At 54.1% G+C, this 25,623-nt stretch carries 24 protein-coding genes; 19 read left to right on the top strand and 5 right to left on the bottom strand.

Annotation, left to right across the window (positions count from 1 at the left end):
• Positions 1-61: 61 nt before the first annotated feature.
• From MWU61_RS16810 to MWU61_RS16795, 4 genes are read left to right on the top strand one after another with little or no spacing between them, the layout of a single operon-like run.
• Positions 62-1,045, top strand: a complete 984-nt coding sequence (locus MWU61_RS16810) for an ABC transporter permease (protein ID WP_247129624.1) — start codon at positions 62-64, stop codon at positions 1,043-1,045.
• Positions 1,042-2,166, top strand: a complete 1,125-nt coding sequence (locus tag MWU61_RS16805; RefSeq protein ID WP_247129623.1) for an ABC transporter permease — start codon at positions 1,042-1,044, stop codon at positions 2,164-2,166. Before MWU61_RS16810 ends, MWU61_RS16805 begins: the two co-directional genes overlap by 4 nt.
• The gene (locus tag MWU61_RS16800; protein ID WP_247129622.1) at positions 2,141-3,172 is read left to right on the top strand and encodes an ABC transporter ATP-binding protein; all 1,032 of its coding nucleotides are present in this window, start codon (positions 2,141-2,143) and stop codon (positions 3,170-3,172) included. Before MWU61_RS16805 ends, MWU61_RS16800 begins: the two co-directional genes overlap by 26 nt.
• Positions 3,165-4,151 (top strand): ABC transporter ATP-binding protein, encoded by a 987-nt coding sequence (locus MWU61_RS16795; protein WP_247129621.1) that lies wholly within the window; start codon positions 3,165-3,167, stop codon positions 4,149-4,151. The genes MWU61_RS16800 and MWU61_RS16795 overlap by 8 nt, the downstream gene beginning before the upstream one ends.
• Positions 4,152-4,170: 19 nt before the next feature.
• Here MWU61_RS16795 and MWU61_RS16790 read toward each other — a convergent pair whose 3' ends face one another.
• Positions 4,171-4,857, bottom strand: a complete 687-nt coding sequence (locus MWU61_RS16790; RefSeq protein ID WP_247129620.1) for a GntR family transcriptional regulator — start codon at positions 4,855-4,857, stop codon at positions 4,171-4,173.
• A 160-nt stretch (positions 4,858-5,017) separates the two neighbouring features.
• Here MWU61_RS16790 and MWU61_RS16785 point away from each other — a divergent pair, with 160 nt between their 5' ends.
• The 9 genes from MWU61_RS16785 to MWU61_RS16745 all read left to right on the top strand — a co-directional run bounded on the left by MWU61_RS16785 (position 5,018) and on the right by MWU61_RS16745 (position 14,822).
• On the top strand, positions 5,018-6,247 hold the full coding sequence (locus MWU61_RS16785) for an extracellular solute-binding protein (protein WP_247129619.1): 1,230 nt from the start codon (positions 5,018-5,020) through the stop codon (positions 6,245-6,247).
• A 57-nt stretch (positions 6,248-6,304) separates the two neighbouring features.
• The gene (locus tag MWU61_RS16780; RefSeq protein WP_247129618.1) at positions 6,305-7,174 is read left to right on the top strand and encodes a sugar ABC transporter permease; all 870 of its coding nucleotides are present in this window, start codon (positions 6,305-6,307) and stop codon (positions 7,172-7,174) included.
• A complete protein-coding gene (locus MWU61_RS16775; RefSeq protein ID WP_247129617.1) occupies positions 7,171-7,995 on the top strand; it encodes a carbohydrate ABC transporter permease in 825 nt (274 codons plus the stop codon). The genes MWU61_RS16780 and MWU61_RS16775 overlap by 4 nt, the downstream gene beginning before the upstream one ends.
• A complete protein-coding gene (locus MWU61_RS16770) occupies positions 7,992-8,732 on the top strand; it encodes an SDR family oxidoreductase (RefSeq protein WP_247129616.1) in 741 nt (246 codons plus the stop codon). The genes MWU61_RS16775 and MWU61_RS16770 overlap by 4 nt, the downstream gene beginning before the upstream one ends.
• Positions 8,733-8,772: 40 nt before the next feature.
• Positions 8,773-9,981: a mandelate racemase/muconate lactonizing enzyme family protein gene (locus MWU61_RS16765; RefSeq protein WP_247129615.1), complete on the top strand. Its 1,209-nt coding sequence runs from the start codon at positions 8,773-8,775 to the stop codon at positions 9,979-9,981.
• 393 nt (positions 9,982-10,374) lie between these two features.
• On the top strand, positions 10,375-11,328 hold the full coding sequence (locus tag MWU61_RS16760) for a sugar ABC transporter substrate-binding protein (protein WP_247129614.1): 954 nt from the start codon (positions 10,375-10,377) through the stop codon (positions 11,326-11,328).
• A 71-nt stretch (positions 11,329-11,399) separates the two neighbouring features.
• Entirely contained in the window at positions 11,400-12,341 is a 942-nt protein-coding gene (locus MWU61_RS16755; RefSeq protein WP_247129613.1) for an ABC transporter permease, read from the top strand.
• Entirely contained in the window at positions 12,338-13,843 is a 1,506-nt protein-coding gene (locus MWU61_RS16750) for a sugar ABC transporter ATP-binding protein (RefSeq protein ID WP_247129612.1), read from the top strand. Before MWU61_RS16755 ends, MWU61_RS16750 begins: the two co-directional genes overlap by 4 nt.
• Positions 13,833-14,822 (top strand): ABC transporter permease, encoded by a 990-nt coding sequence (locus MWU61_RS16745; protein WP_247129611.1) that lies wholly within the window; start codon positions 13,833-13,835, stop codon positions 14,820-14,822. Before MWU61_RS16750 ends, MWU61_RS16745 begins: the two co-directional genes overlap by 11 nt.
• A 1-nt stretch (position 14,823) precedes the next feature.
• Here the strand turns inward: MWU61_RS16745 and MWU61_RS16740 are convergent, their stop codons facing one another.
• Genes MWU61_RS16740 through MWU61_RS16725 form a run of 4 tightly spaced genes read right to left on the bottom strand, consistent with a single transcriptional unit; the run spans position 14,824 to position 18,770 of the window.
• Entirely contained in the window at positions 14,824-15,978 is a 1,155-nt protein-coding gene (locus MWU61_RS16740; protein ID WP_247129610.1) for a CaiB/BaiF CoA-transferase family protein, read from the bottom strand.
• Positions 15,979-15,981: 3 nt separating this feature from the next.
• Positions 15,982-17,148, bottom strand: a complete 1,167-nt coding sequence (locus MWU61_RS16735; protein WP_247129609.1) for a CoA transferase — start codon at positions 17,146-17,148, stop codon at positions 15,982-15,984.
• Positions 17,149-17,171: 23 nt separating this feature from the next.
• On the bottom strand, positions 17,172-17,969 hold the full coding sequence (locus tag MWU61_RS16730) for an IclR family transcriptional regulator (RefSeq protein ID WP_247129608.1): 798 nt from the start codon (positions 17,967-17,969) through the stop codon (positions 17,172-17,174).
• 30 nt (positions 17,970-17,999) lie between these two features.
• Positions 18,000-18,770, bottom strand: a complete 771-nt coding sequence (locus MWU61_RS16725) for an enoyl-CoA hydratase/isomerase family protein (protein WP_247129607.1) — start codon at positions 18,768-18,770, stop codon at positions 18,000-18,002.
• A 145-nt stretch (positions 18,771-18,915) separates the two neighbouring features.
• On the opposite strand from MWU61_RS16725, the gene MWU61_RS16720 reads away from it, so the two are divergent.
• The 6 genes from MWU61_RS16720 (at position 18,916) to MWU61_RS16695 (ending at position 25,580) form a co-directional block, all read left to right on the top strand.
• Positions 18,916-20,037: an extracellular solute-binding protein gene (locus tag MWU61_RS16720; RefSeq protein ID WP_247129606.1), complete on the top strand. Its 1,122-nt coding sequence runs from the start codon at positions 18,916-18,918 to the stop codon at positions 20,035-20,037.
• Positions 20,038-20,754, top strand: a complete 717-nt coding sequence (locus MWU61_RS16715; protein ID WP_247129605.1) for an SDR family oxidoreductase — start codon at positions 20,038-20,040, stop codon at positions 20,752-20,754. It abuts the gene before it with no gap.
• 2 nt (positions 20,755-20,756) lie between these two features.
• The gene (locus MWU61_RS16710; RefSeq protein ID WP_247129604.1) at positions 20,757-21,785 is read left to right on the top strand and encodes an alcohol dehydrogenase catalytic domain-containing protein; all 1,029 of its coding nucleotides are present in this window, start codon (positions 20,757-20,759) and stop codon (positions 21,783-21,785) included.
• Positions 21,786-21,812: 27 nt separating this feature from the next.
• Entirely contained in the window at positions 21,813-23,429 is a 1,617-nt protein-coding gene (locus MWU61_RS16705) for a GMC family oxidoreductase N-terminal domain-containing protein (RefSeq protein WP_247129603.1), read from the top strand.
• Between the two features lie 105 nt (positions 23,430-23,534).
• Positions 23,535-24,488, top strand: a complete 954-nt coding sequence (locus MWU61_RS16700) for an ABC transporter permease (RefSeq protein WP_247129602.1) — start codon at positions 23,535-23,537, stop codon at positions 24,486-24,488.
• A gap of 57 nt (positions 24,489-24,545) precedes the next feature.
• Positions 24,546-25,580 carry a sugar ABC transporter substrate-binding protein gene (locus tag MWU61_RS16695; protein ID WP_247129601.1) on the top strand — a complete coding sequence of 345 codons (1,035 nt, stop codon included), beginning with the start codon at positions 24,546-24,548 and terminating at the stop codon, positions 25,578-25,580.
• Positions 25,581-25,623: the final 43 nt, after the last annotated feature.

The raw sequence follows: 25,623 nt of genomic DNA, 5'->3' as shown, positions 1-25,623 counted from the left end.
TCCCGGGCTAAGCTCTGCTACGATTTTCAAGACACGCGACGCATCGCCTAGAGGACACGTCATGCTCGGATTTCTTTTTCGACGTATCGTTTACATGATACCGACCGTCTTTTTAGTTTCTGTCGTTACCTTTGCGATCATCCAACTTCCGCCGGGGGATTACCTTGATACGCTTGCCGCAGAGCTGAACGACAGTGGTGGCTTGGACGAGGGGACCATGCAGTCCCTGCGTGACCAATATGGTCTCGGGCAACCTATGTACGTGCAGTACCTGAAGTGGATGAAGGGTATTTTGTTTCACTTCAATTTCGGCATTTCGTTCGAGAAAAACGTGCCTGTGAACGACCTGATCTGGGATCGCTTGGGCTGGACGTTCGGCATTTCGATCCTGACCCTTTTGTTCATTTGGATCACCGCGCTGCCGATTGGCATCTATTCGGCCGTGCGCAAGTATTCTGTTGGCGATTACACGGCCACGTTCTTTGGTTTTGTGGGCCTTGCGGTCCCGAATTTCTTGCTGGCGCTGGTGATGATGTATGTGTCGTTCAAGTATTTCGGCCAATCTGTCGGTGGTCTGGTCAGTCCAGAGTACCTGGATCAGCCTTGGAGTTGGGACAAATTTGTTGATCTCATAAAACACATTTGGATGCCGATTGTTGTCGTCGGCACATCCGGCGCCGCAGCGTTGATCCGCATTATGCGTGCAAATCTGTTGGACGAACTTTACCGTCCCTACGTCGTGACGGCCCGCGCGAAAGGCATGTCCGAATTCCAATTGCTGATGCGTTATCCGGTGCGTGTCGCGCTGAACCCGTTTGTTTCTACGATCGGTTGGATTTTGCCGACCCTTGTGTCGGGCGAAATTATCGTCGCGGTGGTGATGAACCTACCCACAACCGGCCCCCTATTGCTGCGCGCCTTGCTGGTGCAGGACATGTATCTTGCCGGATCGCTGATCCTGATCGTCAGCATGTTGACCGTGATAGGCACACTGATTTCCGATGTTCTTCTGGCATGGATTGACCCAAGGATCCGTTACCAATGACCGAAACACAGACCGACACTGTTGCCGCACCTTTACTGCTAAGCCCAAGGGCGCTGATGTGGCGCAAGTTTCGCCGCCATAAGGTCGCGTATTTCAGCCTTTGGCTGACGGGGTTTATCTATCTCATGGCGATTTTTGGTGAATTCATCGCCCCCCAAGCGCCAGACGAAACAAACAGACGCGGCATTTTTGCGCCTCCGCAGGGGATACACCTGTTCGTCGAAACACCTGATGGCGGACGCGACTTTCAGTTGCATGCAAAAGCGCGAAAGATGCAGATTGATCAGGCTACGATGCGCCGATCTTACGCAGACGATCCCGATGAAATCATCCCGTTGGGATTCTTTGTGACCGGATTTGAATACGACCTGTTGGGATTCATCCCGACGGATCGCCATTTCTTCGGCCCGATTGACCCTAGCGATACATTTTACCTGCTTGGCTCAGACCGCCTTGGTCGCGACATTCTGAGCCGGATTGTGATGGGAACGCGAGTGTCGATGTCCATCGGATTGGTGGGTGTTCTCATTTCGCTTGTCATCGGCGTGTCGCTTGGCGGCATCTCTGGCTACTACGGTGGTTGGGTCGATAACGTTATCCAGCGGTTGATCGAATTTTTACGGTCAATTCCGACGATCCCACTTTGGATGGGCCTTGCAGCGGCAATTCCATTGGGATGGCCACCGCTTCGCACATATTTTGTTGTCATGCTGATTGTTTCGATGATCGGCTGGACATCACTGGCGCGCGAGGTGCGCGGCAAATTCCTGTCGCTGCGCAATGAAGATTTTATCACAGCAGCACGGCTTGACGGGCTTAGCGATTGGGCTGTGATCCGCCGTCATATGGTGCCCAGCTTTTCTAGCCACATCATCGCGTCGCTCACGTTGGCGGTGCCATTGATGATCCTTGCTGAAACGTCGTTGTCGTTCTTGGGGATCGGGCTGCAGCCGCCCATTATCAGTTGGGGTACGCTGTTGAAAGAAGCCCAGAACATTCGCACCATGGTCGAAGCGCCTTGGTTGCTGATCGCCCCCGGAAGCATGATCGTGATTGCTGTCCTTGCGCTTAATTTCCTAGGAGACGGCCTTCGTGATGCCGCAGACCCACATGCCCATTGATACAGACCCAATGATCGAAATTCGGGGACTCAAGACCCATTTCTTCACCGATGATGGCGTGATCAAAGCCGTGGACGGTGTGAATCTTGATGTTCATCGCAATCGCACGCTTTGTATTCTCGGCGAAAGCGGTAGCGGCAAATCCATTATGGCGCGGTCTATTTTGCGGATCGTTGATAACCCCGGAAGAATCGTTGCCGGGTCAATCACATACCGCAACACCGAAGGTGAAACGCTTGATCTTGCCACAGCGCGCGCAGGGTCCAAGCAACTGCGGCGTATTCGCGGGCAAGACATTGCGATGATCTTTCAGGAGCCCATGTCGTCGCTGGGCCCGATCACGAAGATTGGCAAGCAAATCACCGAAACACTGCATCTGCATCGCAAAATGACAAAGGTCGAAGCGAAAGAAGAGGCGATCGAACAGCTCGCCCGCGTTGGTATTCCCAAACCAGCGGAACGGTTCGAATCCTACCCGTTTGAGCTGTCAGGTGGCATGCGGCAGCGTGCAATGATCGCGATGGCCCTGTCCTGCCAGCCGAAACTGCTGATCGCCGATGAACCGACAACAGCATTGGATGTCACAACGCAGGCACAGGTTCTAGATTTGATCGCAGAGCTGAAAGACGAACTGGAAATGGGCGTCATGCTGATTACGCATGATTTAGGCGTCGTTGCCGAAGTCGCCGAAGACGTTGCTGTGATGTACATGGGCAAAGTGGTTGAATTTGGCGATGTCTATTCGATTTTTGACAACCCTCAGCACCCTTATACGCAGGCCTTGCTGAAATCGGTCCCACGGATCGGCGGTGCCAAACAAGATCGGCTTCCTGCGATCAGGGGTATGGTGCCGCATCCGCTTGCCTGTCCGTCCGGGTGTTCGTTTCGAACCCGTTGCGATCATTATATGGCTGGCACATGCGATGTTGCGACGCCTGCATTGACACCAAAGGACAATGGCAAGGTGGCTTGTTTCCTTCATTCAGAGGCGCGTGCAGATGTCTGAGACGATCATCAAAGTTGAGAACCTGCAGATGCACTTCCCGATCGGGGGAGGGTTCTTTGGGAAATCCACCGATGTTGTGCGTGCCGTTGACGATGTATCGTTCGACGTCGTCCGTGGTGAAACCTTCGGGATTGTTGGCGAAAGCGGATCGGGCAAAACCACGCTTGGGCGCTGTGTTATGCGGATTCTGCAACCATCGGGCGGCACAATTGCGTTCAACCGCAAAGACAAACCTAGCGTGGAACTTGTGTCCTGTGATCGCAAGTCGCTGACGGATATTTGGCGGGACATGCGCATGGTTTTTCAAGACCCGCAGTCGTCGTTGAACCCACGTTTGCGCGTGATAGACATCGTTGGCCAGTGTCTGCAGCAATCCGAAGGGCTGCGCGGAAAGCGATTGGCCGATCGCGTATCGGAACTGCTCGAGCAAGTTGGCTTGCGTCCTGAATTTCTGCTGCGGTATCCGAACGCGTTTTCGGGTGGTCAACGACAGCGGTTGGGAATTGCACGTGCGCTCGCGACAAATCCCGAAGTCGTTATTGCTGATGAAGCTGTATCAGCGCTGGATGTTTCTATTCAGGCGCAGACATTGAACCTTATGCAGGATTTGCAGGAAATGCATGACCTGACGTATATTTTCATCGCGCATGATCTCGCCGTTGTTGAGCATATTTGCGACCGGATTGCTGTGATGTATCTGGGGCAAATTGTGGAACTCGCCACCACCAAAGAACTTTTTGAGACGCCTAGACATCCTTATACCCGCGCGTTGCTTGCGGCAGTGCCGGTTCCTGATCCGCGCGCACGTACGAAGACCCGCAAGACGCCAGTTGCTTTGGCGGAAGAAGGGAAGACCGGTACGGGGTGCAAGTTCGCGTCACGTTGTCCACATGCGCAGGAATTGTGCCATACGACTGCGCCGACAGCGCGCAAAATCGCAGGCGCCGACGTCCTTTGCCATTTCGCGGGCGAAATATAGGGCAGGGGATCAGATGACGTTAGTCGCGCAAGCGATTTGTCTTCAGCTGTAGATACATCTGATCGCCGGCGCCGCGCACATGGTCTTTGATGCATTCCACTGCACGCTTCATGTCGTTTTCGCGAAAGGCCGTGATAAGATCGCGATGTTCTTGCAAAATTTCGATGTGGCGCGCGCGCGAAATCGGCACGCTCATAGCAAGCGCGTTCAGAATGCGGCGTTGCAGCCGCCAAATGCCAAAGGCGCGCCCGTTGTAATGTTTGCGCGCGATGAATTCGTGAAACTGCAAATCCAAACCGGTGAATGTAGATTTATCTTCGACCGGCACCGACTCAAGTTGGGTTTGCAGGCTTTCCAGCTCTAAAAGGTCCGCTTCCGTGCAGCTTCTTGCGAATGTTTCGACAAAGTAGGGTTCCATCAATTGGAGGATTTCAAAAATGTCGCGAAGCGAATCCGCGTCAAAACTGGAAACCGTGGCCCCTTTATTCTGGGCAATCGTGACGATGCCTTCGCCCTGCAACAAGCGCAGTGCTTCGCGCACCGGGATGATGGACGTCCCATAACGACTGGCAAGATCTTGCACCTTCAGACGCGTTCCTCCCGGAAAATGGCCAGTGCCGATATCAGCAAGAATGCGTGAGTATATCGAACTGCTGTCACTCGTTTTGGTCATGATAGCTGCTTTCGGGGAGAGTTTCTTAGTCATTATATACTTTATCGGAATATGAACTGCCACAAAATATATTTGAAATCGCACGGATTTTCAAAATTATTGGCATAGGGTGCCGTAATTTTGGTTGATTGCTGGCCTTAAGTATTACAAAGTCATGAAAATAGTATATCAAATTATGGTGGAGGAAAGTTTGATGACCCTATTCCGTTCGATGACCTGCGCGGCAATTGCGGCCCTGACCGTAGCAGCGCAAACCGCAAACGCACAACAAGTCGTACTTGATGTTACGGGCTGGAAGGGCAACGAAGCTGAACCCGCTGGTATCGCAGAGCTGGTGTCGGCCTTTGAGGCCGCCAATCCGGATATCAAAGTTGAATTTTCGTATATCAGCCGTCTGGATACAGATGTTGTGCTGCCACCGCGTCTGCAAGGAAATAACGCGCCTGACGTGATGATGACGGACATGCCTTTGGTGTCGATCTGGGGTGATGCAGGATTGCTTGCAGATCTCGGCACTGATTCAGAGTGGTACGGTCGGTTGGAACCATCATTGGTGCCATCCGTGACGACGGGAGATGCCGTTTATATCATGCCTCTCGAAGTGATCGGTATGGGTAATTTCGTGAACAACGGGTTGCTTGCACAGGCAGGCATTGAAAACGCGCCGACGACGATTGATGAACTACATGCGGCTTGTCAGGCGCTTGATGCCGCGGGCATCCGGCCGCTTATCTTTACCGGCGGATTTTCAGCACCACTTTTTGTGATCTCAAATGGGTTAGAGCAAACAGACGATGCCGCGGCATTGGGCATGGGCGAGGCGAGCTTCGTTGAATCAGAGAGCTTCAACGCCTCATTGGACGTTGTGCGTGGCTTGATTGACAACAAATGCGTCGATCCGGACGGGCAGGCGGGTCTTGATCCATGGTCAACGGCTTTGACAGAATTCAAGGCTGGCAACTTTGCGATGATGCCGCAAGGCGCGTGGAACATCGCCGATTTCTCAAGTGTCGAAGGGCTTGATTACAGTTTTGCACCAATCCCGTCTGGCAAGGACAGTGGTGTAGCGCTTGATCTGTTCGGGATCGGTTGGTCAATGAGCGCCCAAACAGAGCACGCAGAAGAAGCCGCGCGGTTCATTGCATTCTTCTCTGATCCTGAAAACCTGCAAATCATGCTTGACGCGGAAAGTGCCTATAGCCCGTTTCAGGGCGGTGCGAGCGGTCTGCCTGATCTGGCCTCGGCCTACGATCAGGCGCGTGTCGATGGTGGCGTTATTATGTACCCGTTCGCCGTGCTCGATTGGCCAAAGGCGTTGGAAGGCGAAATCTGGGATAGTCTGACCGGGTTCTTGCTGGATACCGACAAGTCGAACGAAAACGTCTTGGAGCGTTGGGACGAGGCCGTCGAAGACAGCCTGTAATTTTGACGCGGTGCGCCTTAGGGCGCACCACCTACGACCGCGTAAGGGAAGCCATCAATGAAACGATCAGTCAGTATGTTTTGGTTCACGGCGCCAGCACTGTTGGTGATCGTTTGCTTTTTCGTCTACCCCATCGCGTTGACAGTTCAGATGAGCTTTACCGACTTTAAGGGCGTCGGTGCGTCGGAATTCATCGGTTTGGACAATTACGAAAGGTTCCTAAATCGGTCACGTTATTTGAACGCGGTCTGGACCACGTTAAAGTTCACTTTCATCGTTGTCGCTGCGCAAACGCTGTTAGGTCTCATGTTTGCAGCGTTGCTGCACCGCATGCCCGCAATTCGTAATTTCTGCCGCGCTGTTTTGTTTACGCCTGCGATGATGTCATTCGTGATCGTTGGGTATGTCTGGCAGTTCATCTATTCCCCGTATTCTGGTGGGTTGAACGCCCTGTTGACTGCCGTTGGCCTTGAGGGCCTGACGCGCGGTTGGTTGGGTGATCCCAATACCGCATTGTATGCCATCGCCTTTACTCATGTCTGGATGTTTGTTGGCTACACAACTGCGATTTTCCTCGTCGGTTTCGCGAGTATCCCGCAAGACATTGAGGAAGCAGGCCGGTTAGACGGTGCATCGTCATGGCAACGCTTCCGCCATCTGGAGCTGCCGTTGTTGGCATCCAGTTTCACGGTCAACATCATCTTGTCCACTGTTGGCACGCTCAAGACGTTCGAGTTGCCATTCATTATGACGCGCGGTGGTCCTGATCGCGCGACGAATACGCTGAGCTTGGAAATCGTGAATAACCTGTTCGGATCCTACAAATTCGGCTTTGCGTCCTCTTTGTCGATCATCATGTTGTTTATCGTGGTTGCGGTGGCGATGATCCAAAATGCCTACCTTCGGCGTCAGGAGCAAAACGCATGACTTTTCGTCGTTTTTGTTCATGGATCGCCCAATCCGCAGTGGTGGTCACGGTTGTCGGAATGCTTTTGCCAGTGATCTACATGATCGCGATGTCCTTCCGAACTGCGACGGAGATTATCGAAAAGCCGCTTGGTCTTCCCGAAACGCTATATCTGGGCAATTATGCCAATGTTCTGTCGAGCATGCCTTATCTGCGGTCCGTCGCAAATTCGATCAGCATCACGCTTGCGGTCACTGTTCTGGTTGCTTTTCTGGGGTCTATGGCGGCCTATCCGCTGGCGCGACGCACGAACGGTTTCACACGTTTGATATTGTTGCTGGTCGCGCTCGGCTTGGCGACGCCGCCATTTGTGACGATCACACCGATCTACGTTATTTTCCGCAATATTGGGCTGCTCGACAGTTATGTTGGTATCGTTCTGGCGTTCACCGCGCTGAATCTACCGCTGTCCGTGTTTTTCTATACCAGCTTCATCGGTGCCATCCCGAAAGAGTTGGAAGAGGCCGCGCGCCTAGACAACTGCAATGATTGGCAAATCTACTGGTACATCATTCGCCCCTTGCTTGGGCCTGCAACGGCGACGCTGTCATTGTTTGTCATGCTCATGGTGTGGAACGACTTTACCTACCCGTTGCTTTTGCTGACATCGCCAGAAAAATTTACCGTCATGATTAGTGTTTACCGGTTCTTGGGCAACCTGAATGTCCAGCCCGAACAGCTGTTTCCAGCCGCAGTTCTTGGGTCGCTGCCGTTGCTTGTTCTCTTCGTCATTTTCCAACGCCGGATTGTGGCCGGCGTAACGGCGGGGGCTGTGAAATGATTGATCTGACGGGCAAATCTATTGTCGTGACCGGCGGTGGATCGGGAATTGGTCTTGGTATTTTGCGGCAATGCGTAGCGGCAGGTGCAAATGTCACTGTCTTTGACGTCAACCCTGATGCCAAAGAAACGGTTGAAGCCGCGAGCGGTCAATTTGTTCTTGTTGACGTTAGTGATGCCGATGCATTGGCGCGTGTAGCAGATGATTTGCCGCGCTGTGACGGATTGGTGAATAACGCGGGCATCACGGTTCAAAAACCGCTGGCGCAGCTTGATCTGGACGAAATGGACCAGCTCTGGACGATCAATCAGCGATCGCTGTTGGTGCTGACGAAACTGCTGACGTCAAAACTGGCGTCATCTGGTAACGGGGCTATCGTCAATATCGCATCAAACCATGCCAAGGCCAGCGCGCAAGACTACGAAGCATATGCAGGCACCAAGGGCGCAATCGTCGCAATGACCCGCGCGCTCGCATGGAGCCTCGGACCCAAGAACATCCGTGTAAATGCATTGGCGCCCGGACTGACAATGACCGAAGCGGTCACCGCGATCGCGGCAAGCGAGGACGGCCTGATGGATACTTTCAATTCATGGCACGCAACGGCACGGGTGAATTCGGTGGATGAGATCGGCAAAGTCGCTGCTTTCCTTCTGTCGGATGCATCGTCGGCGATCAACGGATCCGAAATAGTGGCGGATCAAGGCATGTCAGCCAGATTGGGTGGACTGTCGTGAGAATAACTAAGCCGTTTCGACCAACAGGAGTACACCGAGTATGACCCTTTCAAGTGCCGCGCCGAACCCTGCAACGATATCGCGGCTTACGTCGCGCCCGCGCATCACGGCGATCATCCCCTATGCCGTTTGGGTGGGAGGACGAAACCAACTGATCGTAAAGGTCGAAACGGATAGCGGTATCTTCGGTTGGGGCGAAAGCGGTCTTTCGGGGCGCGAAAAAGCGGTCATTGGAGCGCTTGAACACTTTGCCGAGATTTTGAAAGGCGAGGACGCATTCGATATCGGTGCGCTTTGGCAGCGGTTGTACCGCAGTCAATACTTTGAAGGCGGGCGGGTTTTGCAAGCGGCCATTTCCGCGATCGACATCGCATTGCATGACATAAAAGGCAAAGCGCTGGATGTCCCTGTTTATCAGCTTTTGGGTGGGCAGCATCGCAACAAGGTTCCAACATTTGCCAGCACCGCGTCCACGCAGTTCGATACTACAATTGAACAGGCAAAGTCGCTTGCGTCTCAAGGTTGGGATTGTATTCGCGTCTTTCCGGACCTGAGCGATTTTCAGGTGTTTGATCCGCGGGCGCACATCGGTCGGACTGCCGCCATGTGTCGCGAGGTGCGACAAGAACTGGGCGAGGGGATGGCGATTGGTATTGATTGGCATCACCGTTTGTCCGTTGCCGAGGCTGCGTCGTTTTGCCAGCGCATGCCTTCGGGCACGCTTGATTTCATCGAAGAACCCATTCGGGATGAAACCCCAGAAGCCTACGAAGCCTTGCGTCGCATGACCGACATTCCGTTCGCAATCGGCGAAGAATTTTCCAGCAAATGGGATTTTCGCCCCTACATCGAACGCGACATCCACCAGTTCAATCGGGTTGATGTCTGTAATGTCGGCGGCTTGACCGAAGCAGTAAAGGTCGCTGCGATGAGTGAGGCGCATTATGTCGACTTGATGCCGCACAATCCGCTTGGTCCAATTTGCACAGCGGCTAGCGTTCATCTTGCGGTTGCGGTTCCCAACTTTGCGTGGCTCGAGGTGCGGGTCGGATCCGATGGTGTTTACGTGGTCGATGATGCCCGCGATTTGTTCCCTACACAGCACGAACGCAACGGCATCCACTTTGATCTTCCTCAGGCCGCTGGATTGGGGGTCGATGTAAATGAAGACCACGCCAAAGAACTGTCGTTCAAGTTTTGGAACGCGCCTATGCTGCGTCGCCCTGATGGTTCGTTAACGAATTGGTAAGCTCCTGATTCTGGTTGGACCAAAGTGTCAAACAATGAAGCGGTGCGCTCGGATCTCAGGGAGTCCTGAAGCCGCTTTCTGAACAATAGCGTCGTTTCGTACTCGTGCGACCACAGGTCGAATGAAGCGATCCAGTGAACGGGCGCCGCGTCTATTTTTCGTTCTTTAACAAAGTGCAAAGCCTAGCGATATCTCCTCTACCTTCTGGGTTGGGGCATTTCAGTTGGGACAGGAAATCGCGGGTGATGCTGAGCGAGTCTCAATAATTTCAGCCCTACCTCTAGAAAGAACTTGCTTAATGCGATCCGATGGGATCATTTGTTTGGACGGACCAAACTGCCCATGGGAGAGGCAGATTGGATATATTCCGGAAGAATTTTGGAGGATAATCGGATGAAAAAACTATTTGGTGCATTTGCAACTGTCGCAGTTGTTGCGGCGACTCAAGCGGCCGCTGAGGACATCACCATCGGCCTTTCTGTCGACCAGCTGTTTGAAAGTCGTGTCGCAGTGAATAACGGCATTCATGCCGGTGCAGCGGATCGCGGATTTGAAGTTGTTGAAGTGGTTGCGGACGGCGACGCGCAACAGCAAAACGCGCAAATTCAATCTTTGATTGCGCAGGGTGTTGACGCAATTCTTGTTTGTGCCGTTGATCAGAACACGATTGAACGTGCCTTGATTGCCGCGAAACGTGCTGGCATTCCTGTTGTGGCCTATGACCGTGATCTGCCCAATAGCGCTGTTGTTCAGTCCTTTGTTGGACCTGACTCTTTGGTCGATGGCCGTCTTGCCGGCGAATACACCGCCGAGGCGCTGGCGAGCTATGAAGGCCAGATCAACATCGTCGAACTGATTGGCGCGTTGAATGATCAGAATGGTATCGACCGTTCGCTTGGCTTCCGTGAAGGCATCGCAAGTCTTGAAAACGTCAACATTATCGAAGTTCCAACAGATTGGGCATCGGATCGTGCGTTGTCAGGAACGCAGAACGCGTTTCAAGCAACGCCCGACATCGCGGCGGTTTTCGCGGCGACTGACACCCATATTCCGGCAGTAGAAACAGTTCTGACCGATCTGGATCGCTTGGTGCCGTCAGGCGAAGATGGCCACGTGATCATCACCGGTGTGAACGGGTCGCGCGACGGATATGACGCGGTACTGTCCGGTACGGCTGACGCATTTGTTGTGATGGGGACTGACGCGACGGGTCGCACGGCGGTCGATCTTGTTGCACGCATTCTTGATGGCGAAACGGTTGATCGCACGAACTACGTGGGTGGTAACCTTTACACTGCTGCCGATGCGGAAGCGAATGCAGCGAAGATCTGGGGCGCCCCGAAGTAATCGCACAGACGAACTGATGACGCGCCGCATCCGTGCGGCGCGTCATCGCTGTTCATTGGAAGACCGTACGTATGAAACCCGTGATTTCTTTAATCAGAACCTACCCTGCGGTAGTGATCGTCTGCGCGCTGGCGGTAGGATTTTCTCTGCTGTCACCGTATTTCGCATCGGCAGGAAACATTGAAGCGATGCTTGGCGCAAATGCTGTCGTCTTGATCGCAGCTGTGGGGATGACCGTTGTGTTTCTGGCGGGCGGTATTGATCTGTCGATTTCGACAGTGATCAGCGCCAGCGCTGTCATGTCCGGACTGGTGATGGGTGCCACGGGAAGCGTTGCGCTAGGCGCCGTCACAGGCGTCGCAGCCGGTTTGGTGTTCGGTGCCCTTAATGGCATTTTGATCGGGTATTTTCAGCTAACCCCGTTTATCACGACGATGGCCACGCAATTGATTGCGCGCGGCATCGCGTTTGTTTTGAGCGCAGGGATCGCTGTCAAAGGCACACCGTATTGGATGTTAGACTTTGGATTTATGGTCTGGTTCGGGATACCCGCCTTGACTGTTGTCGCGCTGATCGTTGTTGCAGTGGCCCTTGTCACGATGGCTCGCACTACGTGGGGTCGTCATGTGATGCTTGTCGGATCCAACGCAGAAGCCGCACGTTTTAGCGGCATCAACGTGTCTTTCGTGACGTTCAGCGTCTACCTGTTTTCGGGCGCGATGGGCGGGATCGCAGGCTTTATCTCAATCGCAAATCTCGGCAACGCCATTCCGGGCGTCGGGGACACATTGCTGCTGATTATCATTGGGGCAGTTGTGCTTGGCGGCACTGGCATGGCTGGCGGGGAAGGGTCCGTTGGCCGCACAGTCTTGGGGGTTGCGATCCTTGCGATCCTGACGAACGGGCTGAACCTGATTGGTATCCCGTTTTACGATCAATTGATGATCCAAGGTGTTTTGATTTTTGTCGGCACATGGATGGCGATGCGATTTGGTAAGCGGAGCGAGGCATGACAACGTCCACCAATCCTGTCGTTTCGGTTCGTGACCTCAGCAAAGCCTTTGCTGGCAAAACTGTGGTGTCTAATGTTTCGTTCGACCTTGTCCCCGGTGAGGCGCTGGCGCTTGTGGGCGAAAACGGTGCGGGGAAATCGACAACCAAGAATATGCTATGCGGTCTACTGACGCCGACAAGCGGCGAGATCGTAGTCGATGGGCAAGCTGTCCCAAAGGTGATTGGCGCTGATCACGGCATTTCAGCGGTCCATCAGGAATTATCGCTGTTCGGGTCTCTGACCGTTGCAGAGAATATCAGCATCGCGGATCTACCCGGGCAGTCCGGCCGCATTGACTGGAACGCGACCCAAGACACAGCACGCAAACAGATTGAATTTCTCGGCATCGAAATTGACCCGCATGCGCTTGTTGAAACGCTAGGCGCAGGGAAACAACAGGTCGTCGAGATTGCGAAGGCTTTGCTGCATGCCAATAAGGTTCTCATTCTCGATGAACCAACAACGTCGCTGACTGCTATCGAACGTGAAAAGCTATTTGCGATCATTGATAAGCTGAAGGAAGGCGGTCTTTCCATCGTCTTTATTTCCCATTTCATGGAAGAGATTTACCGCGTCTGTGACAGCTTTGTCGTTTTGCGTGACGGGCAACAGGTGGGGCAGGGGCGTCTCGCAGATGTGAACCAACGATCGCTTGAGGAAATGATGGTTGGGCGCACGATGGCTGATGCGCGGGTTGTTCTGACAGAGCCGTCGCAAGTTCCTGCTTTAGAGGTTATCGGGCTGTCCTCTGCCGATTTCAGTGACATCAATTTGTCAGTGAATGCAGGCGAAATATTAGGGATTGCGGGCTTGATGGGCGCTGGACGAACGGAAGTCGCAGAAGCGATTTTTGGTTTGCGCCCGGCGTCGGGTGACGTGCGGATCAACGGTGCCAGCGTACCGCGTCGTGTGAAGGATATGATGGCGCAGGGCCTTTGCTACGTGACCGAAGACAGGCGAACCAACGGGCTGTTTCTGAACCGGCCAGTGCGCGAAAACCTGTCCGCCGCGTCGATCAGCAAATTTGTCCAGCGCGTCATAGGCGGCTTTGGGTTTGGTGGTGAAAAGACGAAGGCGCGAAGCATTGTCAAAGACATGAACATCGCCATCCCGCACATCGAAAACAACGTCAGCGACCTGTCAGGGGGTAACCAGCAAAAGGTTATGCTGGGGCGGTGGTTGGCGACAACGCCGGACATACTGATTTTTGACGAACCGACCAAAGGCGTGGATATCGGCGCAAAATTCGACATCCATGAAGCTATCGTTGAATTGGCCAAAGCAGGCAAAGCTGTGATTATTGTTTCGTCTGATCTGCCTGAATTGCTGCACGTAACGCACCGATTGGCGGTTATGCGCAAGGGCCGTATTGTTGGCGAATTCCAACGCCATGATTACGATTCAGTCAAGATCATTTCGCTTGCCGCCAGTTCAACAGAAGGGACCAGTGATGCAGCTTGATGGTTTGCGCGACGTGGTTTCGCGTCAAAAATGGATCGCAATCGCGGTGGCGACAATTGTGCTTGGTGGCATTCTGTCTGCCGTGTCGCCTGTCTTTCTGACGCTCTCGAATTTCCAAGCCATTCTTGTGCAAGCAAGCGTGACGTCGATCATGGCAATTGGCATGACCTTTATCATCCTGACGGCGGGGATCGATATTTCTGTGGGTGCAATTCTGTTTGTCACATCGGCCCTTTTTGCGCAGCTGATGATGAGCACCGAAAGCTACCTTTTTGCATTTGTCGTGACGATAATTTGCGCTACCTCACTGGGCGCCCTGAACGGGCTTCTTGTTATCAGATTCGCGGTTTCGCCACTGATCACAACCCTTGCCACCTATTCGATTTACCGCGGTGCGGCGATCCATTTGACCGGGGCACAGAACATTCCGGTTCCGCGCGAAATGGGATTTTTGGGGAACGGGCGGCTGTGGGGAATTCCTGTTCCGATTTTGATCCTCATCGTCGTTTTGATCTTGGGGGTCTACGTTTTGGCCCATACTCGTCTTGGGGTTTATGCGCGCGCGATTGGTAATTCCGAACGGTCAGCGAAGGAAACCAATCTGCCTGTGGGTCGTGTAACCATCGCCATCTATGCCTTCAGCGGGTTTGTCACCGGCATTGCGGGACTGGTCCTGCTGGCCCGCGTTGGCGGCTTGCAATCGGGTATAGGGATCGGGATTGAATTTACCGTGATTGCCGCTGTGATCCTTGGCGGGACGAAACTGACCGGCGGGTCCGGTACGGTAGTTGGATCAGTGATCGGAGCGATCTTTCTGGTTCTGATCGACAACGGGTTGAACCTGATGAATGCGTCGCCTTACATCTACGACATCGTGCGCGGCTCCGTTTTGCTGGCTGCGGTGGCAATTGATCGGTATTCAGCGGTACGCCAACGCGCGGCGCTAGAAAACCGACGGGCAAAGTTGATTGCTGGCTGACCTAATCTTCGAGGTCGAATTCTTCTCGGATCGACGCGTTGTGCTCGTTCAGAGTAGGGCCAGCGCGGTTCAGTTCTGGGCGCGCGCCGTCCATGCGAAAAGGCGCTTTCACAAACTGGGCGGACTTGGCGTCTTGGGTATCGATCGCCCGTAGCATGTCGAGCGCCTGAAACGATCCGCTGGTAAACATGTCGTCCCATGTCAGGACTTTTGCGCACCATATATCGTGGCCACCAAGATGCGTCTCAAGCCATGCTGCATCTTGGGTCCGTAGGCGATCAGCGATGAGGTTATGGATCTTTGTGCGATGCGTAAAACCCGCATTTGGGGCCGTGCCGATAGTCGCGATTTCGGGCAGTTCCAGTGCATCTGCAAGAACGTCTAACCGCGTCATAGCGAGCGCAAGATGCCCGTCTTGCGTTTCAAATACGCCGTACGGCGCACCAAGGTACCGATGGGCGGACCCGTGATCCAGCCGTTGCGGCAGGTCGCCACCATTGTTCAAGTAAGTGGTTAGCAGTTCGAACTGCATATCCGTCAGCGATTCCAATAAGCTGGTTTCGACATGCGCACCTTGGCCGGTCCGTGCCTGACGCAACAGCGCACCTAGAATGGCAGTCGTCAAATTCGCGCCTGTACTGATATCGGCAAGCGGTAGGCCAATAGGAACGGGACCTGCGGTCGCATTTCCGCTTAGCCACATGATACCGGACCGTGCCTGCGCAAGAAGGTCCTGACCCGGTTTATCGGCCCAATCGCCGTCCGCCCCGTAGCCCGTGACTGATCCATAGACGACCTTTGGATTGACCTTACGAACAGTGTCGTATCCCAGACCTAACCGTTCAATGACATTGGGTCTGAAATTCTGAATAACAACGTCAGCCTTTGCCACTAGTTTCAGCGCATTTGCTAAACCGGACGGCGATTTCAGATCAAGCGTCACGCTTTCTTTGCCACGGTTGATCGCGTGAAACAGGGTCGAATCCGTTCCAATGCGCGTTTCCGACAAGTAATGCCGCCGACATAAATCACCACCGTCGGGATTTTCGATTTTAATCACGCGCGCGCCCATATCTTGCAGGCGAAGCGACGCGTAAGGGCCAGCCAGAAACTGGCTAAAGTCTACGACAAGCAGTCCTTCCAGCGGCCACTGCATTTTTTAGGGCCGCGACATTTGCAGGCTGTCAAAAACCGTGGCTGTGTCAGCACCTAATTCCGGCGCAGCAGCAGAATTCTGGAGAGCCATACCATCCAGCCGGATCGGACAGCGCGTCGTGCGGGCCTCCGTGCCGTGTGTGGTGCGCATCGTCTGGACCGGATCGAGGGCCGCAAATCCGTCTGATTTAACAAAGGTTCGCCAATCATAAACCGGCGCACACCAAACGCCTGCAGGTTCTAGAATGTCTAACCAATGTTGGACCGGTTTGGTGACAAGGATTTTCGCGACGATCGCTTTGATTTCATCAAGCTTTGAAAATGCCTCTGCCTGCGAGAAAGCACCGATTTCTGCGGACCCAAGTAGGTCTGCGACTTTTTCAAGCGGTGTCATTGCGAATGCAAACCAGCCGTCAGACGCTTGATAAACCCCGTAGGGCGCAGGTTGATACGGGTTCGCGTTGCCTGTCTTATGTCGGCGCGGCTGCTGTTCATTATCATTCAAAAAGCAGGTGAATTGTTCAAAGGTAAGATCAATCGCCGATGACATCAGGTCCACCTCAACCAACCCGCCATGACCAGTTACGCCGCGTCGGACAAGGCTCGCGAGGATGCCTTGCACCAAATTGCCAGCTGTCGCGACATCCAGCATCGCGAATCCCGTTGGGGTCGGCCCATCATCGGCGTTCCCGTTTAACAATGAAATGCCTGACAGGGACTGAACCAACAAATCTTGTCCCGGCTTGTCGCGCCAAGGGCCTTTGGTGCCATAGCCCGATACGGCCCCATAAACGAGACGCGGGTTCAATTCCCGTACCGCGTCATAACCCAACCCGATCCGGTCCATCACGCCGGGGCGGAAATTGTGGATCATCACATCAGCCGTCGCAATAAGCGCGCGCACCTTTTCGAGATCGGCAGATTGTTTCAGATCAGCAGCTACACTTTTCTTGCCGCGATTAAATGTATGAAAAACGAGGCTATCGCCATCAAGACGTTGATCATTCACCACCATCGAACGACACAAATCACCGCCCTGTGGTCGTTCGATCTTAATCACCTCAGCCCCAAGATCCGACAGACGCATGGCTGCGACGGGCCCTGCCAGAAATTGTGCGAAGTCCAGAACGCGAAGTCCGTTCAGTGGCAATGAAGAGCTGTTTTCAGGCATGATAATGGCTTTTCTAATCCTAGTTAGGGCGAGAATTTGGTGTTGTCGGCAATCTGGTATCCAAGGCGGCGGGACAGATCATTGGCTGCGGATAGCAATGCGTCCAGCGTTTCAGCAGCAGTCGCAATCGGGTCATTTTGGGCGATAAAACCTGTGGTAATCGCGGCCGCAATGCCGCGGACATCAAACACTGGCACGCAAAGATTGCGCACACCGTGGATCATCGTGCTTGCCGTATCTTCGAAGCCGTTGTCGCGAATAAGAGCGAGCCGTTTGACCGCCTCGGGTTGCTGTGTATCGGGGAGCCGGCTGATATACCGATCTTGCGTTTGTTGCGATGAAAACGCGAGGATCACATGGCCCGAACTCGTTCGTTCGACAGGGAATAGCGCACCGGTGCGCACAGCATATCCAGCTGGTCGCGGGCTAGGTGCAGACGTTAAGACCATCACATTGTCGCGGTTCAACACGCCTAGATGGCACGATTGTTCCGTGCGTGCCGCGATCCGTTCGAGGATCGGAACCGCCTGTGATATCAACCGATCCGTCGGGTCGTGACGGTGGGACAGTTCGAACAGTTTCAACGTCATCGCGTATTTACCGGTCTCGGCGTTTTGCGACAAAAATTCCCGTTCGGTCAGATAGACAACGATGCGGTAGATTTCGCCCATAGTTCGGCCAAGTGCAGCGACCATTTCGTTCATTGTCAGACCGTCTTCGACATCGGCAAGCAATTCGATGATATCAAACGCCTTTGCGACGGCAGGTACCGCCGATTTCCCAGCCTTGCTGTCGTCATTTGTTCCGGTCTTTTTTGGCATTTGGCTGGCTATCCTATGTGCGCGTCGCGATTAGCGATCTTTGTCTTTCGCGACCTTTGCAAAACACAGCGACATCAGTTCGTTTTCGTACTTCAAGCCCTGCGCGACGGTCACGTCCAGAGCGGACCGTACAGCAGCTTTGACAGCTTGGGTAGCGACCGAACTATGTGCCGCAATTGACTGTGCAATTTCCCTGGCGCGTGCCAGTTCGTCGCCATCATCGACAAGATATTCGACCATACCAATGCGGTGGGCTTCGGTGGCATCAAACCGTTCTCCGGATAATAGCAGACGCATGGCTTGGCCGTATCCACACAAACGGGTCAAATGTTGCGCGGCACCACCTGCGCCATTCCATCCAAGCGCGACCTCTGGTGCGGAAAAGACGGCGCTTTTTGCAACGACACGTAAATCGCAAGCAAGCGCTATTTCTAGGCCGCCGCCTAACGACCAGCCTTTGACGGCAGCAATAGCGGGTTTGCGCAGTGACAAGATCGGTGGAATGTAATCTTCGCGATTTCGCCACGCCCAGAAATCCGCATAGCCATCAAGCGCTTTGATATCCGAACCAGCGCAAAAGGCCCGATCACCTGCGCCGCGTATGATGACAACGTGAATACTATCGGTCTTATTCACGTGTTCGCAGCAGCTGGCGATGTCGCGATACATGTCGGGCGTGAGCGCGTTGTGCTTGTTCGGGCGGTCGATGATCATTTCTGCGATCGCGCCGGTTTGTTCAATTCTCACGCTGCCATCCCGAGGGTTTTCTTGCGTTTCAGATGATGCGTCTGACGTCGTCACGAATGTCTCCTTCGCCGTAATGCCGGCGGATTTTTGCGGGCCTAACCTGATCTAGCACTTCATTTTCAAAAATGAAAATAACTTTTATACTTGCAAAGAGATTAATCTGCTGCCCATATTGCCCTATCAACTGGGGGGCTGAGAATTGGCTGCAGCATTAAAGGGCATGACGTGGGACCACCCCCGTGGATACGACTGCGTTGTTGCGGCGTCTAAATCTTACGAGGCAGAGACCGGCATTAAGGTCGAATGGGACAAGCGTTCACTACAAGCGTTCGCCGATGCGCCAATTCTGGATTTGGCCGAAAATTACGACTTTATTGTGCTAGACCATCCGCATGTCGGGCAGATTGCGGAAACCGGTGCCTTGCTACCGCTTCCATATCAACCCAACCGTCAAACATCGCTTGGCGGATCCGAGGAAAGCTACCTTTGGAACGACAGATGCTGGGCTTATGCGCTCGACGCGGCGTGTCAGATGGCCGTTCATCGTCCGGATTTGGGCTCACCATTGCCGACCCATTGGGATGCATTCACTGCGCCGGATGCCAGTCGCTACAACGCGTTAACGCCATTACTGTCGGTAGACGCATTTGATATGTTCATGACGATTGTTGCGGGTCGTGGTGAAGACGATTTGCCGCGATCGCCCGACGCCTTTGTCACCGATCAGAACGGGCATTACGCCCTTCACATTTTGCGGGCGCTGTATGATCTTGGTCCTGACGAACAAGTCGATATGAACCCGATCCGGGTGCTCGAAACACTGTCGACCACCAACGAATTTGCCTGTTCGCCCTGCCTGTTTGGTTACGTGAATTACGCGCGCGCAGGGTTTCGCGATCATCGGCTGCATTATTTTGACCTACCGCTCTGCGAAGGTTTTGACGTCCCGCGTGCCATCCTTGGCGGCGCAGGGATCGGGGTTTCGGCCAAGACACAGACACCTGACGCTGCGATTGCGTTCGCACAATGGATCACATCCGAACCTGTGCAGTCGGGCATCTACCTTGCCAACAACGGACAGCCAGCGAACCGACGGACGTGGCGTGCGCAGGCGAAGAACCCAGATGTCGCACCGTTCTTCGATAAAGGGTTTCGCACGATCGACAACGCCTGGACCCGTCCGCGCGATGTTTGGTTTCTTGGCTTCGTCGATGATGTCTGTGCGATCATGCCCGACTTTTTCCGCGAACAGATTCCGGTCGAGACATTCCTCGACATGCTGAATACATTGTACCGCCATCACCGAAAGGGAGCAATCTGAATGTCAGTCGCCGTCATCACAGGAGGCAACAAAGGCCTTGGTCTGTGCCAAAGCCAGCGTTTTGTCGACGCCGGTTACGAGGTCTTCGTCGTTGCCCGTAGCCGCGCTGATATTGACCAATTGGGACCGCATGCGCATTTCGTTGAATGTGATATCGCGGCAGATCGCGGCGCTGCATATTTGGCCGAAATCCACGCCAAGGCGGGGCCGATCAGCGCGCTAGTCAATAACGCAGGCGTGCATCTGAAGAAACCTGTCTGGGATGTGTCTGCCGATGAATTAGATGTTGTTCTAGACGTCAATGTGCGCGCCATGTTTGCAAGTTGTAGCCAATACGTGGCCCTTCACCGTGAAACTGGCGGCGCGATTGTGAATATCGCGTCGATGGGGGGCATCATGGCGCTGCCGTCCGCCGCCGCATATGTCACCGCAAAGACTGCAGTCGTTGGTTTGACCCGTTCTGTCGCCGTCGACGCCGCGCAATTTGGCATTCGTTGCAACGCGGTCAGCCCGGGCTTCATTGATACCGATATGACCCGTGCCATTTTGGCGAAAGATCCTGCACGTCGCGATAAAATCGAAGGTCGCATTCCGGGTGGCCAATTTGGCACGCCCCAAGATGTGGCGAACACGGTGTTCTATCTGGCCTCGGATCAAGCTGCTTACGTCAACGGTGCCAATCTGCCTGTTGATGGCGGTTATGCGGTGGGGTTCTAATCATGGCAATCGAAACCAAACTGTGCGCTGCGCGCGACATTCAAATCGCAGATCAATCACCTCAAACATCGGTCCCCGAGGGACATGTGCGGCTGCGTCTTGCTGTGGCAAGCCTGTGTGGTACCGATCTGCACTACTATTCACAGTTCTCGAACGCTGGGTTTGTGCTGCAAAATCCTGTTACACTAGGTCACGAGGCTTGCGCCTATGTGGCCGACCCAAACGGAAGTGAATTCGAGGTCGGGCAATTGGTTGCCCTGAACCCGATTATGAATTGCCAGACCTGCGCGGCCTGCTTGCGCGGCGAGGAAAACCTTTGCGCCGCTAAGAAATTTCCGGGCTCCGCCACAACTGTTCCACATCTGGATGGCTTTTTTCGCGAAGTTATCGATCATCCGGCGCGGTGTTGTCGGCCTGTCGCGAAACATGTTGATCCTCGCCATTTGACCTTCGCGGAACCGATGGCTTGCGCTTTGCATGCCTTGAATAAGGGCGGCGTTTCAAAAGGACAAAAGGTTCTCGTAACCGGCTGCGGGCCTATGGGGCTTTTGGCAATTGCGGGCGCTGCTGCACGCGGGGCGCAGGTGACGGCAATCGACCTGCGTGCGGGCGCTGTTGATGTTGCACGCAAGGCTGGCGCCGATGAGGGGCTCGTGATTGGCGAGTTTGAAGAGGCCGCGCTGGACCGCCAATTCGACGTTGTGGTTGAGGCCAGCGGTGCAATTCCCGCATTCAACACAGCCCTGATGGCGGTACGTCAGAAGGGTCGTGTTTCGATCTTGAGCAACATTCAGTTGCGCGAAGCCAAGGTAAATCTGAACCAGATTATGCTCAAGGAAATCGAAGTTTTCGGCTCCTTCCAATTCAACAGCGAATTTGAAGAGGCCGTGCAGTTGATCGAAGCAGGTCGCATCAATTTCGACGTGCTGACAGCGCAGGCTTTTCCACTGGCCCAGACGGGTGACGCCCTACAGCTGATGGCAAGCGGGGACGCGTTTGGAAAGATCATTGTTTTGGGGACTGACGTTTAACACGGGCGAATTTTGAAGGGGGATAAGATGAGCGACACTTTTGACCACATCGTCATCGGAGGCGGCTCTGCTGGCAGTGTCGCGACATCCCGTCTGGTCGAAGAAGGTGGCGGACGCGTCTTGCTGCTTGAGGCCGGTCATCATCATCGACATCCGTTGCTTGATATGCCGCCGGGGGTTTTCAAACTCCTCAAGAACGGGTCCAAGTTTTTTAAGACCCATTTATCGGAACCGCAGCCGCATTTGGATGGCCGCAGGGCGGAGATTCCGCAAGGCAATGTGCTGGGCGGCGGGTCCAGTGTGAACGGACAGGCCTATGTGCGTGGTCGCCCGTCCGACTACGACGCTTGGGACGAAACGCTGCGCGGCAATAACGATGCCATTGGCTGGGGCTGGGATGATGTACTGCCGCATTTCAAACGCCTTGAAGGCAATCGAACGTTTAACAACGAACTGCATGGGTCAGATGGCAAGCTCGTCGTGTCGGATCCTGGTCACATCGACGATCTGGCCCGATGGTTTGTTCAGGCTTTGCAGGCGCAGGGCGAGCCATTTAATCCTGATTTCAATGGCACCTCTCAGCGCGGCGCGGGATTTTTTCAGTTCACTTACGATAAGGGGCAACGTGTATCTGCGGCTTATGCTTTCCTTGATCCGCTTAAAAACGACCCCAACCTGACGATCCGGCTTAACGCCGAAGTACAGCGCATTATCATCGAAAAAGGGCGCGCTGTCGGCGTGGTCTATCGCGACAAGTCAGGCGTGCACGAAGTGCGCACAAATGGTGAAATCGTTCTGTCTGCTGGCGCATTTATGACCCCGAAGCTTTTGATGCTGTCCGGTCTCGGACCGGCGGATCACCTTGCCGATCATGGGATCGACGTGGTCGAAGATTTGCAAGGTGTTGGCCAGAATCTGAAGGACCATCCTGATGTATCCGTGGTCGCGCGGGCCAACGGCCCTTACGGCTACTACGGGCAGGATCGTGGCTGGAACATGCTGCGCAACGGGTTGGAATTCAAACTGTTCGGGCGCGGGCGCATCACAACGACCGGCTTGGAAGCTGCGTGTTTCGTCAATCCCACCACGCCGGACGCGCCACCCACGCATGAGGCTTATTGCATTCCAGTCATGTATCTAGACGACGCTTGGCTCAAACGGATCGGGGACGGGCATGGGGTGTCGATCCAGATGGTTCTGCTGAAACCGGAATCGACAGGCGAAGTCCGCCTTGCGTCTGCTGATCCGTCGGCCATGCCACTGATTTCCCCGAATTTTCTGAAGGAAAAGGCGGACATGGACGCAATGATCGCGGGGCTAAGATATTTCCGTCGCACGATGGACACCGAACCTTTGGCCAGCCGGATCAAAGAAGTAGTTGCACCGCTGGATATGTCCGACGATGGGTTGGCGGCCCATTGCCGCAAGGTCGTGAAAACAAACTACCATCCCGTCGGGACGGCGCGCATGGGCGCAGATGGCGACGCAATGGCGGTTTTGGATGCGCGTATGCGGGTGCGTGGCGTTGAAGGTCTACGCGTCTGCGACATGTCTGCAGTTCCTGACATTCCGGCTGGAAATACAAATGCGCCAGCGATGGTCTTGGGTGATCGGTGTGCCGATTTGATACTCGGGAATATCTAGTTTCGTCAGACAAAACTTATTGGAAATCATTAACACTTGACGAATCTACGTAATTTAGAGCAGAACTAGGTCAGTTTGGTCGGACCAAACAGGGGAGAGAATGCCATGGACGCCGGGAAAATACTACGTGAGCGCAATATCATTGTTGTTACGTTGGTTTGCTGTGTCGTTTTCTACCTCGTCAGCCCACGGTTTCTAAGCGTGGACAACATGTCTGCGATCTCGCGTCAGGTTGTGCCGATTGGCTTGATCGCGCTTGGGCAGTTCTTTGTAATCGTGTCCGGCAACATTGATCTGTCGATGGGCATGGCGTCCGTTTTCTTTGCGGTCTTGTTGGGGGTGTTTTTCGGGCTAACCGGCGGTGTCGGCATTGGGCTGCTGGCGGTGGTTGCGGCGTCACTGACGATGGGGGCCCTGATTGGTGTTTTGGTCGCCAAGCTAAAGCTTCCCGCATTTATCGTCACGCTGTCTGCTTTGTTTATGGCGCAAGGTCTGTCCGGTTTGGTGATCCCGCGCGGGCAGCAGATTTTCTTGATGGGTGGCTTTTTCCAATTCGCCGGATCGCAGAAGATTTTCGGCATTTATCTGTCGTTCTTGTTTCTGATCGCGCTGTGTGCCGCGGCTTACGTTGTCTACAATCACACGCGTATCGGTGCTGCGATTATTGCAATCGGTAACAGTGAAGAGAACGCCAAACTTGCTGGTATCAACGTTGATCGCGTGAAGATCGGTATCTTTATGTTCTCGGGTCTGTGTAGTGGATTTGCAGGGATCATGCTGTCCACGCGTATGGGGTTTGTGCAACCGGGACTTGATGGCAATGGCCTGCTTTTGGATGCCATCGCGGCCATCATTATCGGGGGCACGCTGATCCAAGGCGGGCGCGGTACTATCGGTGGCGCCCTGTGGGGCATCGCATTCATCGGCATCGTCAACAATGCGCTGAACCTGCTGAACGTGGAGGACGTTTGGCATCAGGTTTTCAAGGGCGTTGTGATTTTGACAGCGCTTGGGGTGAACTGGTTGCTTTGGCAATCACGTCAATCCGAAGCGCATTAGAACGAAAAACTGGCTTCCAAAAGCCAATTCACGGTTCACAAATGGAGGATAGAACCAATGACAATTAAGTCAGCAACAAAATTAGGACTCGCGCTTGGCGCAGCGATGGGAAGCACGGCTTTGGCCGACGGCCACGAGCTGGATATCGTCTTTATCAACGATGGCCACGTGGCCCCGTACCACGTCGCGTGGCTTTCCGGGTTTGAAGACGCAATTGCAGCTTATGATGAAGCATTTCCCGATATTGCAATCACCGGACGTTGGTTGTCTGCCGAGGGTAGCCTCGAAAAGATGATCCAGCAGACAGAGGTTACGATCAACGAAAACCCTGACGTGATGTTTGTGAACGCCATCAACGTTGATGCGTTTGAACCGCTGGTTGCCCAAGCCCAAGAGGCAGGGATCACTTGGGTCGCGGTCCATTCGCCAATGGAAAGCGCTGATTATAGCTTTACGCTGGGCGATGTCGCCAATGGCCGGAACCAAGGTCTTGCGATGTGCGCATTGTCAGGCGGCGAACCCTATCAGGTTGCGATCATGCTGGGGCAGGCAGGTAATCCATCCGGTGAAGCCCGCCATGCTGGTATCCTTGAAGGCATTTCAGCGTGTGACAACATCGAAGTCGTCGCAGAACAGCCTGCAGATTGGGACACTGTTAAGGCGCAGACATTGGCCGAAAACTGGCTAACGCAATTCCCTGATCTTGACGCCATCTCTGGCGTGACTGACGGCTACATGTATCCATCAATCGCGATTGCCGCTAACTCTGGCAGATCCGACATGCAGTTCTTCGGCTATGACGGGGACATTCCGATCATGCAGCAAATGGAAGGCGGCCAGGTTATGGCTGACATCCTGTTGTCGGGCACTCGTGAAGGGTGGAACTTCGTGCAGATGGCCTACCGGATCAGCCAAGGCGAAGAGCTGGAACAGGTGTACGACTTTTTCACACCGCTGGTTTTGAGCGAAGCAAACCACGCCAAAGCGCTTGAAAACGGGTTCCCGGAAGATGTCACAGTTTACCATGTGGACCAGGCTTTAGAGGTCGCCGCGAACGGTTACCTCGAATTCGGCCCTGACTCTGTTCAGTAACTAAGACATCGCCGCCGGCAATCTCCCTTGCCGGCGGCACATT

It is taken from the genome of Loktanella sp. F6476L (assembly GCF_023015725.1).
Classification (GTDB): Bacteria; Pseudomonadota; Alphaproteobacteria; order Rhodobacterales; family Rhodobacteraceae; genus Yoonia.
The sequence above is the reverse complement of the archived record's forward strand: the minus strand, read 5'-3'. Positions and strand labels throughout refer to the sequence as shown.

What these genes read in the sequence shown, in the direction of transcription:
- MWU61_RS16810 (WP_247129624.1), top strand. Translation starts at nt 62, where the DNA reads ATGCTCGGATTTCTTTTTCGACGTATCGTTTACATGATACCGACCGTC.
- MWU61_RS16700 (WP_247129602.1), top strand. Translation starts at nt 23,535, where the DNA reads ATGGACGCCGGGAAAATACTACGTGAGCGCAATATCATTGTTGTTACG.
- MWU61_RS16710 (WP_247129604.1), top strand. Translation starts at nt 20,757, where the DNA reads ATGGCAATCGAAACCAAACTGTGCGCTGCGCGCGACATTCAAATCGCA.
- MWU61_RS16780 (WP_247129618.1), top strand. Translation starts at nt 6,305, where the DNA reads ATGAAACGATCAGTCAGTATGTTTTGGTTCACGGCGCCAGCACTGTTG.
- MWU61_RS16760 (WP_247129614.1), top strand. Translation starts at nt 10,375, where the DNA reads ATGAAAAAACTATTTGGTGCATTTGCAACTGTCGCAGTTGTTGCGGCG.
- MWU61_RS16800 (WP_247129622.1), top strand. Translation starts at nt 2,141, where the DNA reads ATGCCGCAGACCCACATGCCCATTGATACAGACCCAATGATCGAAATT.
- MWU61_RS16735 (WP_247129609.1), bottom strand. Translation starts at nt 17,148, where the DNA reads ATGCCTGAAAACAGCTCTTCATTGCCACTGAACGGACTTCGCGTTCTG.
- MWU61_RS16750 (WP_247129612.1), top strand. Translation starts at nt 12,338, where the DNA reads ATGACAACGTCCACCAATCCTGTCGTTTCGGTTCGTGACCTCAGCAAA.
- MWU61_RS16795 (WP_247129621.1), top strand. Translation starts at nt 3,165, where the DNA reads ATGTCTGAGACGATCATCAAAGTTGAGAACCTGCAGATGCACTTCCCG.
- MWU61_RS16775 (WP_247129617.1), top strand. Translation starts at nt 7,171, where the DNA reads ATGACTTTTCGTCGTTTTTGTTCATGGATCGCCCAATCCGCAGTGGTG.
- MWU61_RS16790 (WP_247129620.1), bottom strand. Translation starts at nt 4,857, where the DNA reads ATGACTAAGAAACTCTCCCCGAAAGCAGCTATCATGACCAAAACGAGT.
- MWU61_RS16755 (WP_247129613.1), top strand. Translation starts at nt 11,400, where the DNA reads ATGAAACCCGTGATTTCTTTAATCAGAACCTACCCTGCGGTAGTGATC.
- MWU61_RS16730 (WP_247129608.1), bottom strand. Translation starts at nt 17,969, where the DNA reads ATGCCAAAAAAGACCGGAACAAATGACGACAGCAAGGCTGGGAAATCG.
- MWU61_RS16765 (WP_247129615.1), top strand. Translation starts at nt 8,773, where the DNA reads ATGACCCTTTCAAGTGCCGCGCCGAACCCTGCAACGATATCGCGGCTT.
- MWU61_RS16695 (WP_247129601.1), top strand. Translation starts at nt 24,546, where the DNA reads ATGACAATTAAGTCAGCAACAAAATTAGGACTCGCGCTTGGCGCAGCG.
- MWU61_RS16785 (WP_247129619.1), top strand. Translation starts at nt 5,018, where the DNA reads ATGACCCTATTCCGTTCGATGACCTGCGCGGCAATTGCGGCCCTGACC.
- MWU61_RS16705 (WP_247129603.1), top strand. Translation starts at nt 21,813, where the DNA reads ATGAGCGACACTTTTGACCACATCGTCATCGGAGGCGGCTCTGCTGGC.
- MWU61_RS16745 (WP_247129611.1), top strand. Translation starts at nt 13,833, where the DNA reads ATGCAGCTTGATGGTTTGCGCGACGTGGTTTCGCGTCAAAAATGGATC.
- MWU61_RS16770 (WP_247129616.1), top strand. Translation starts at nt 7,992, where the DNA reads ATGATTGATCTGACGGGCAAATCTATTGTCGTGACCGGCGGTGGATCG.
- MWU61_RS16805 (WP_247129623.1), top strand. Translation starts at nt 1,042, where the DNA reads ATGACCGAAACACAGACCGACACTGTTGCCGCACCTTTACTGCTAAGC.
- MWU61_RS16715 (WP_247129605.1), top strand. Translation starts at nt 20,038, where the DNA reads ATGTCAGTCGCCGTCATCACAGGAGGCAACAAAGGCCTTGGTCTGTGC.
- MWU61_RS16740 (WP_247129610.1), bottom strand. Translation starts at nt 15,978, where the DNA reads ATGCAGTGGCCGCTGGAAGGACTGCTTGTCGTAGACTTTAGCCAGTTT.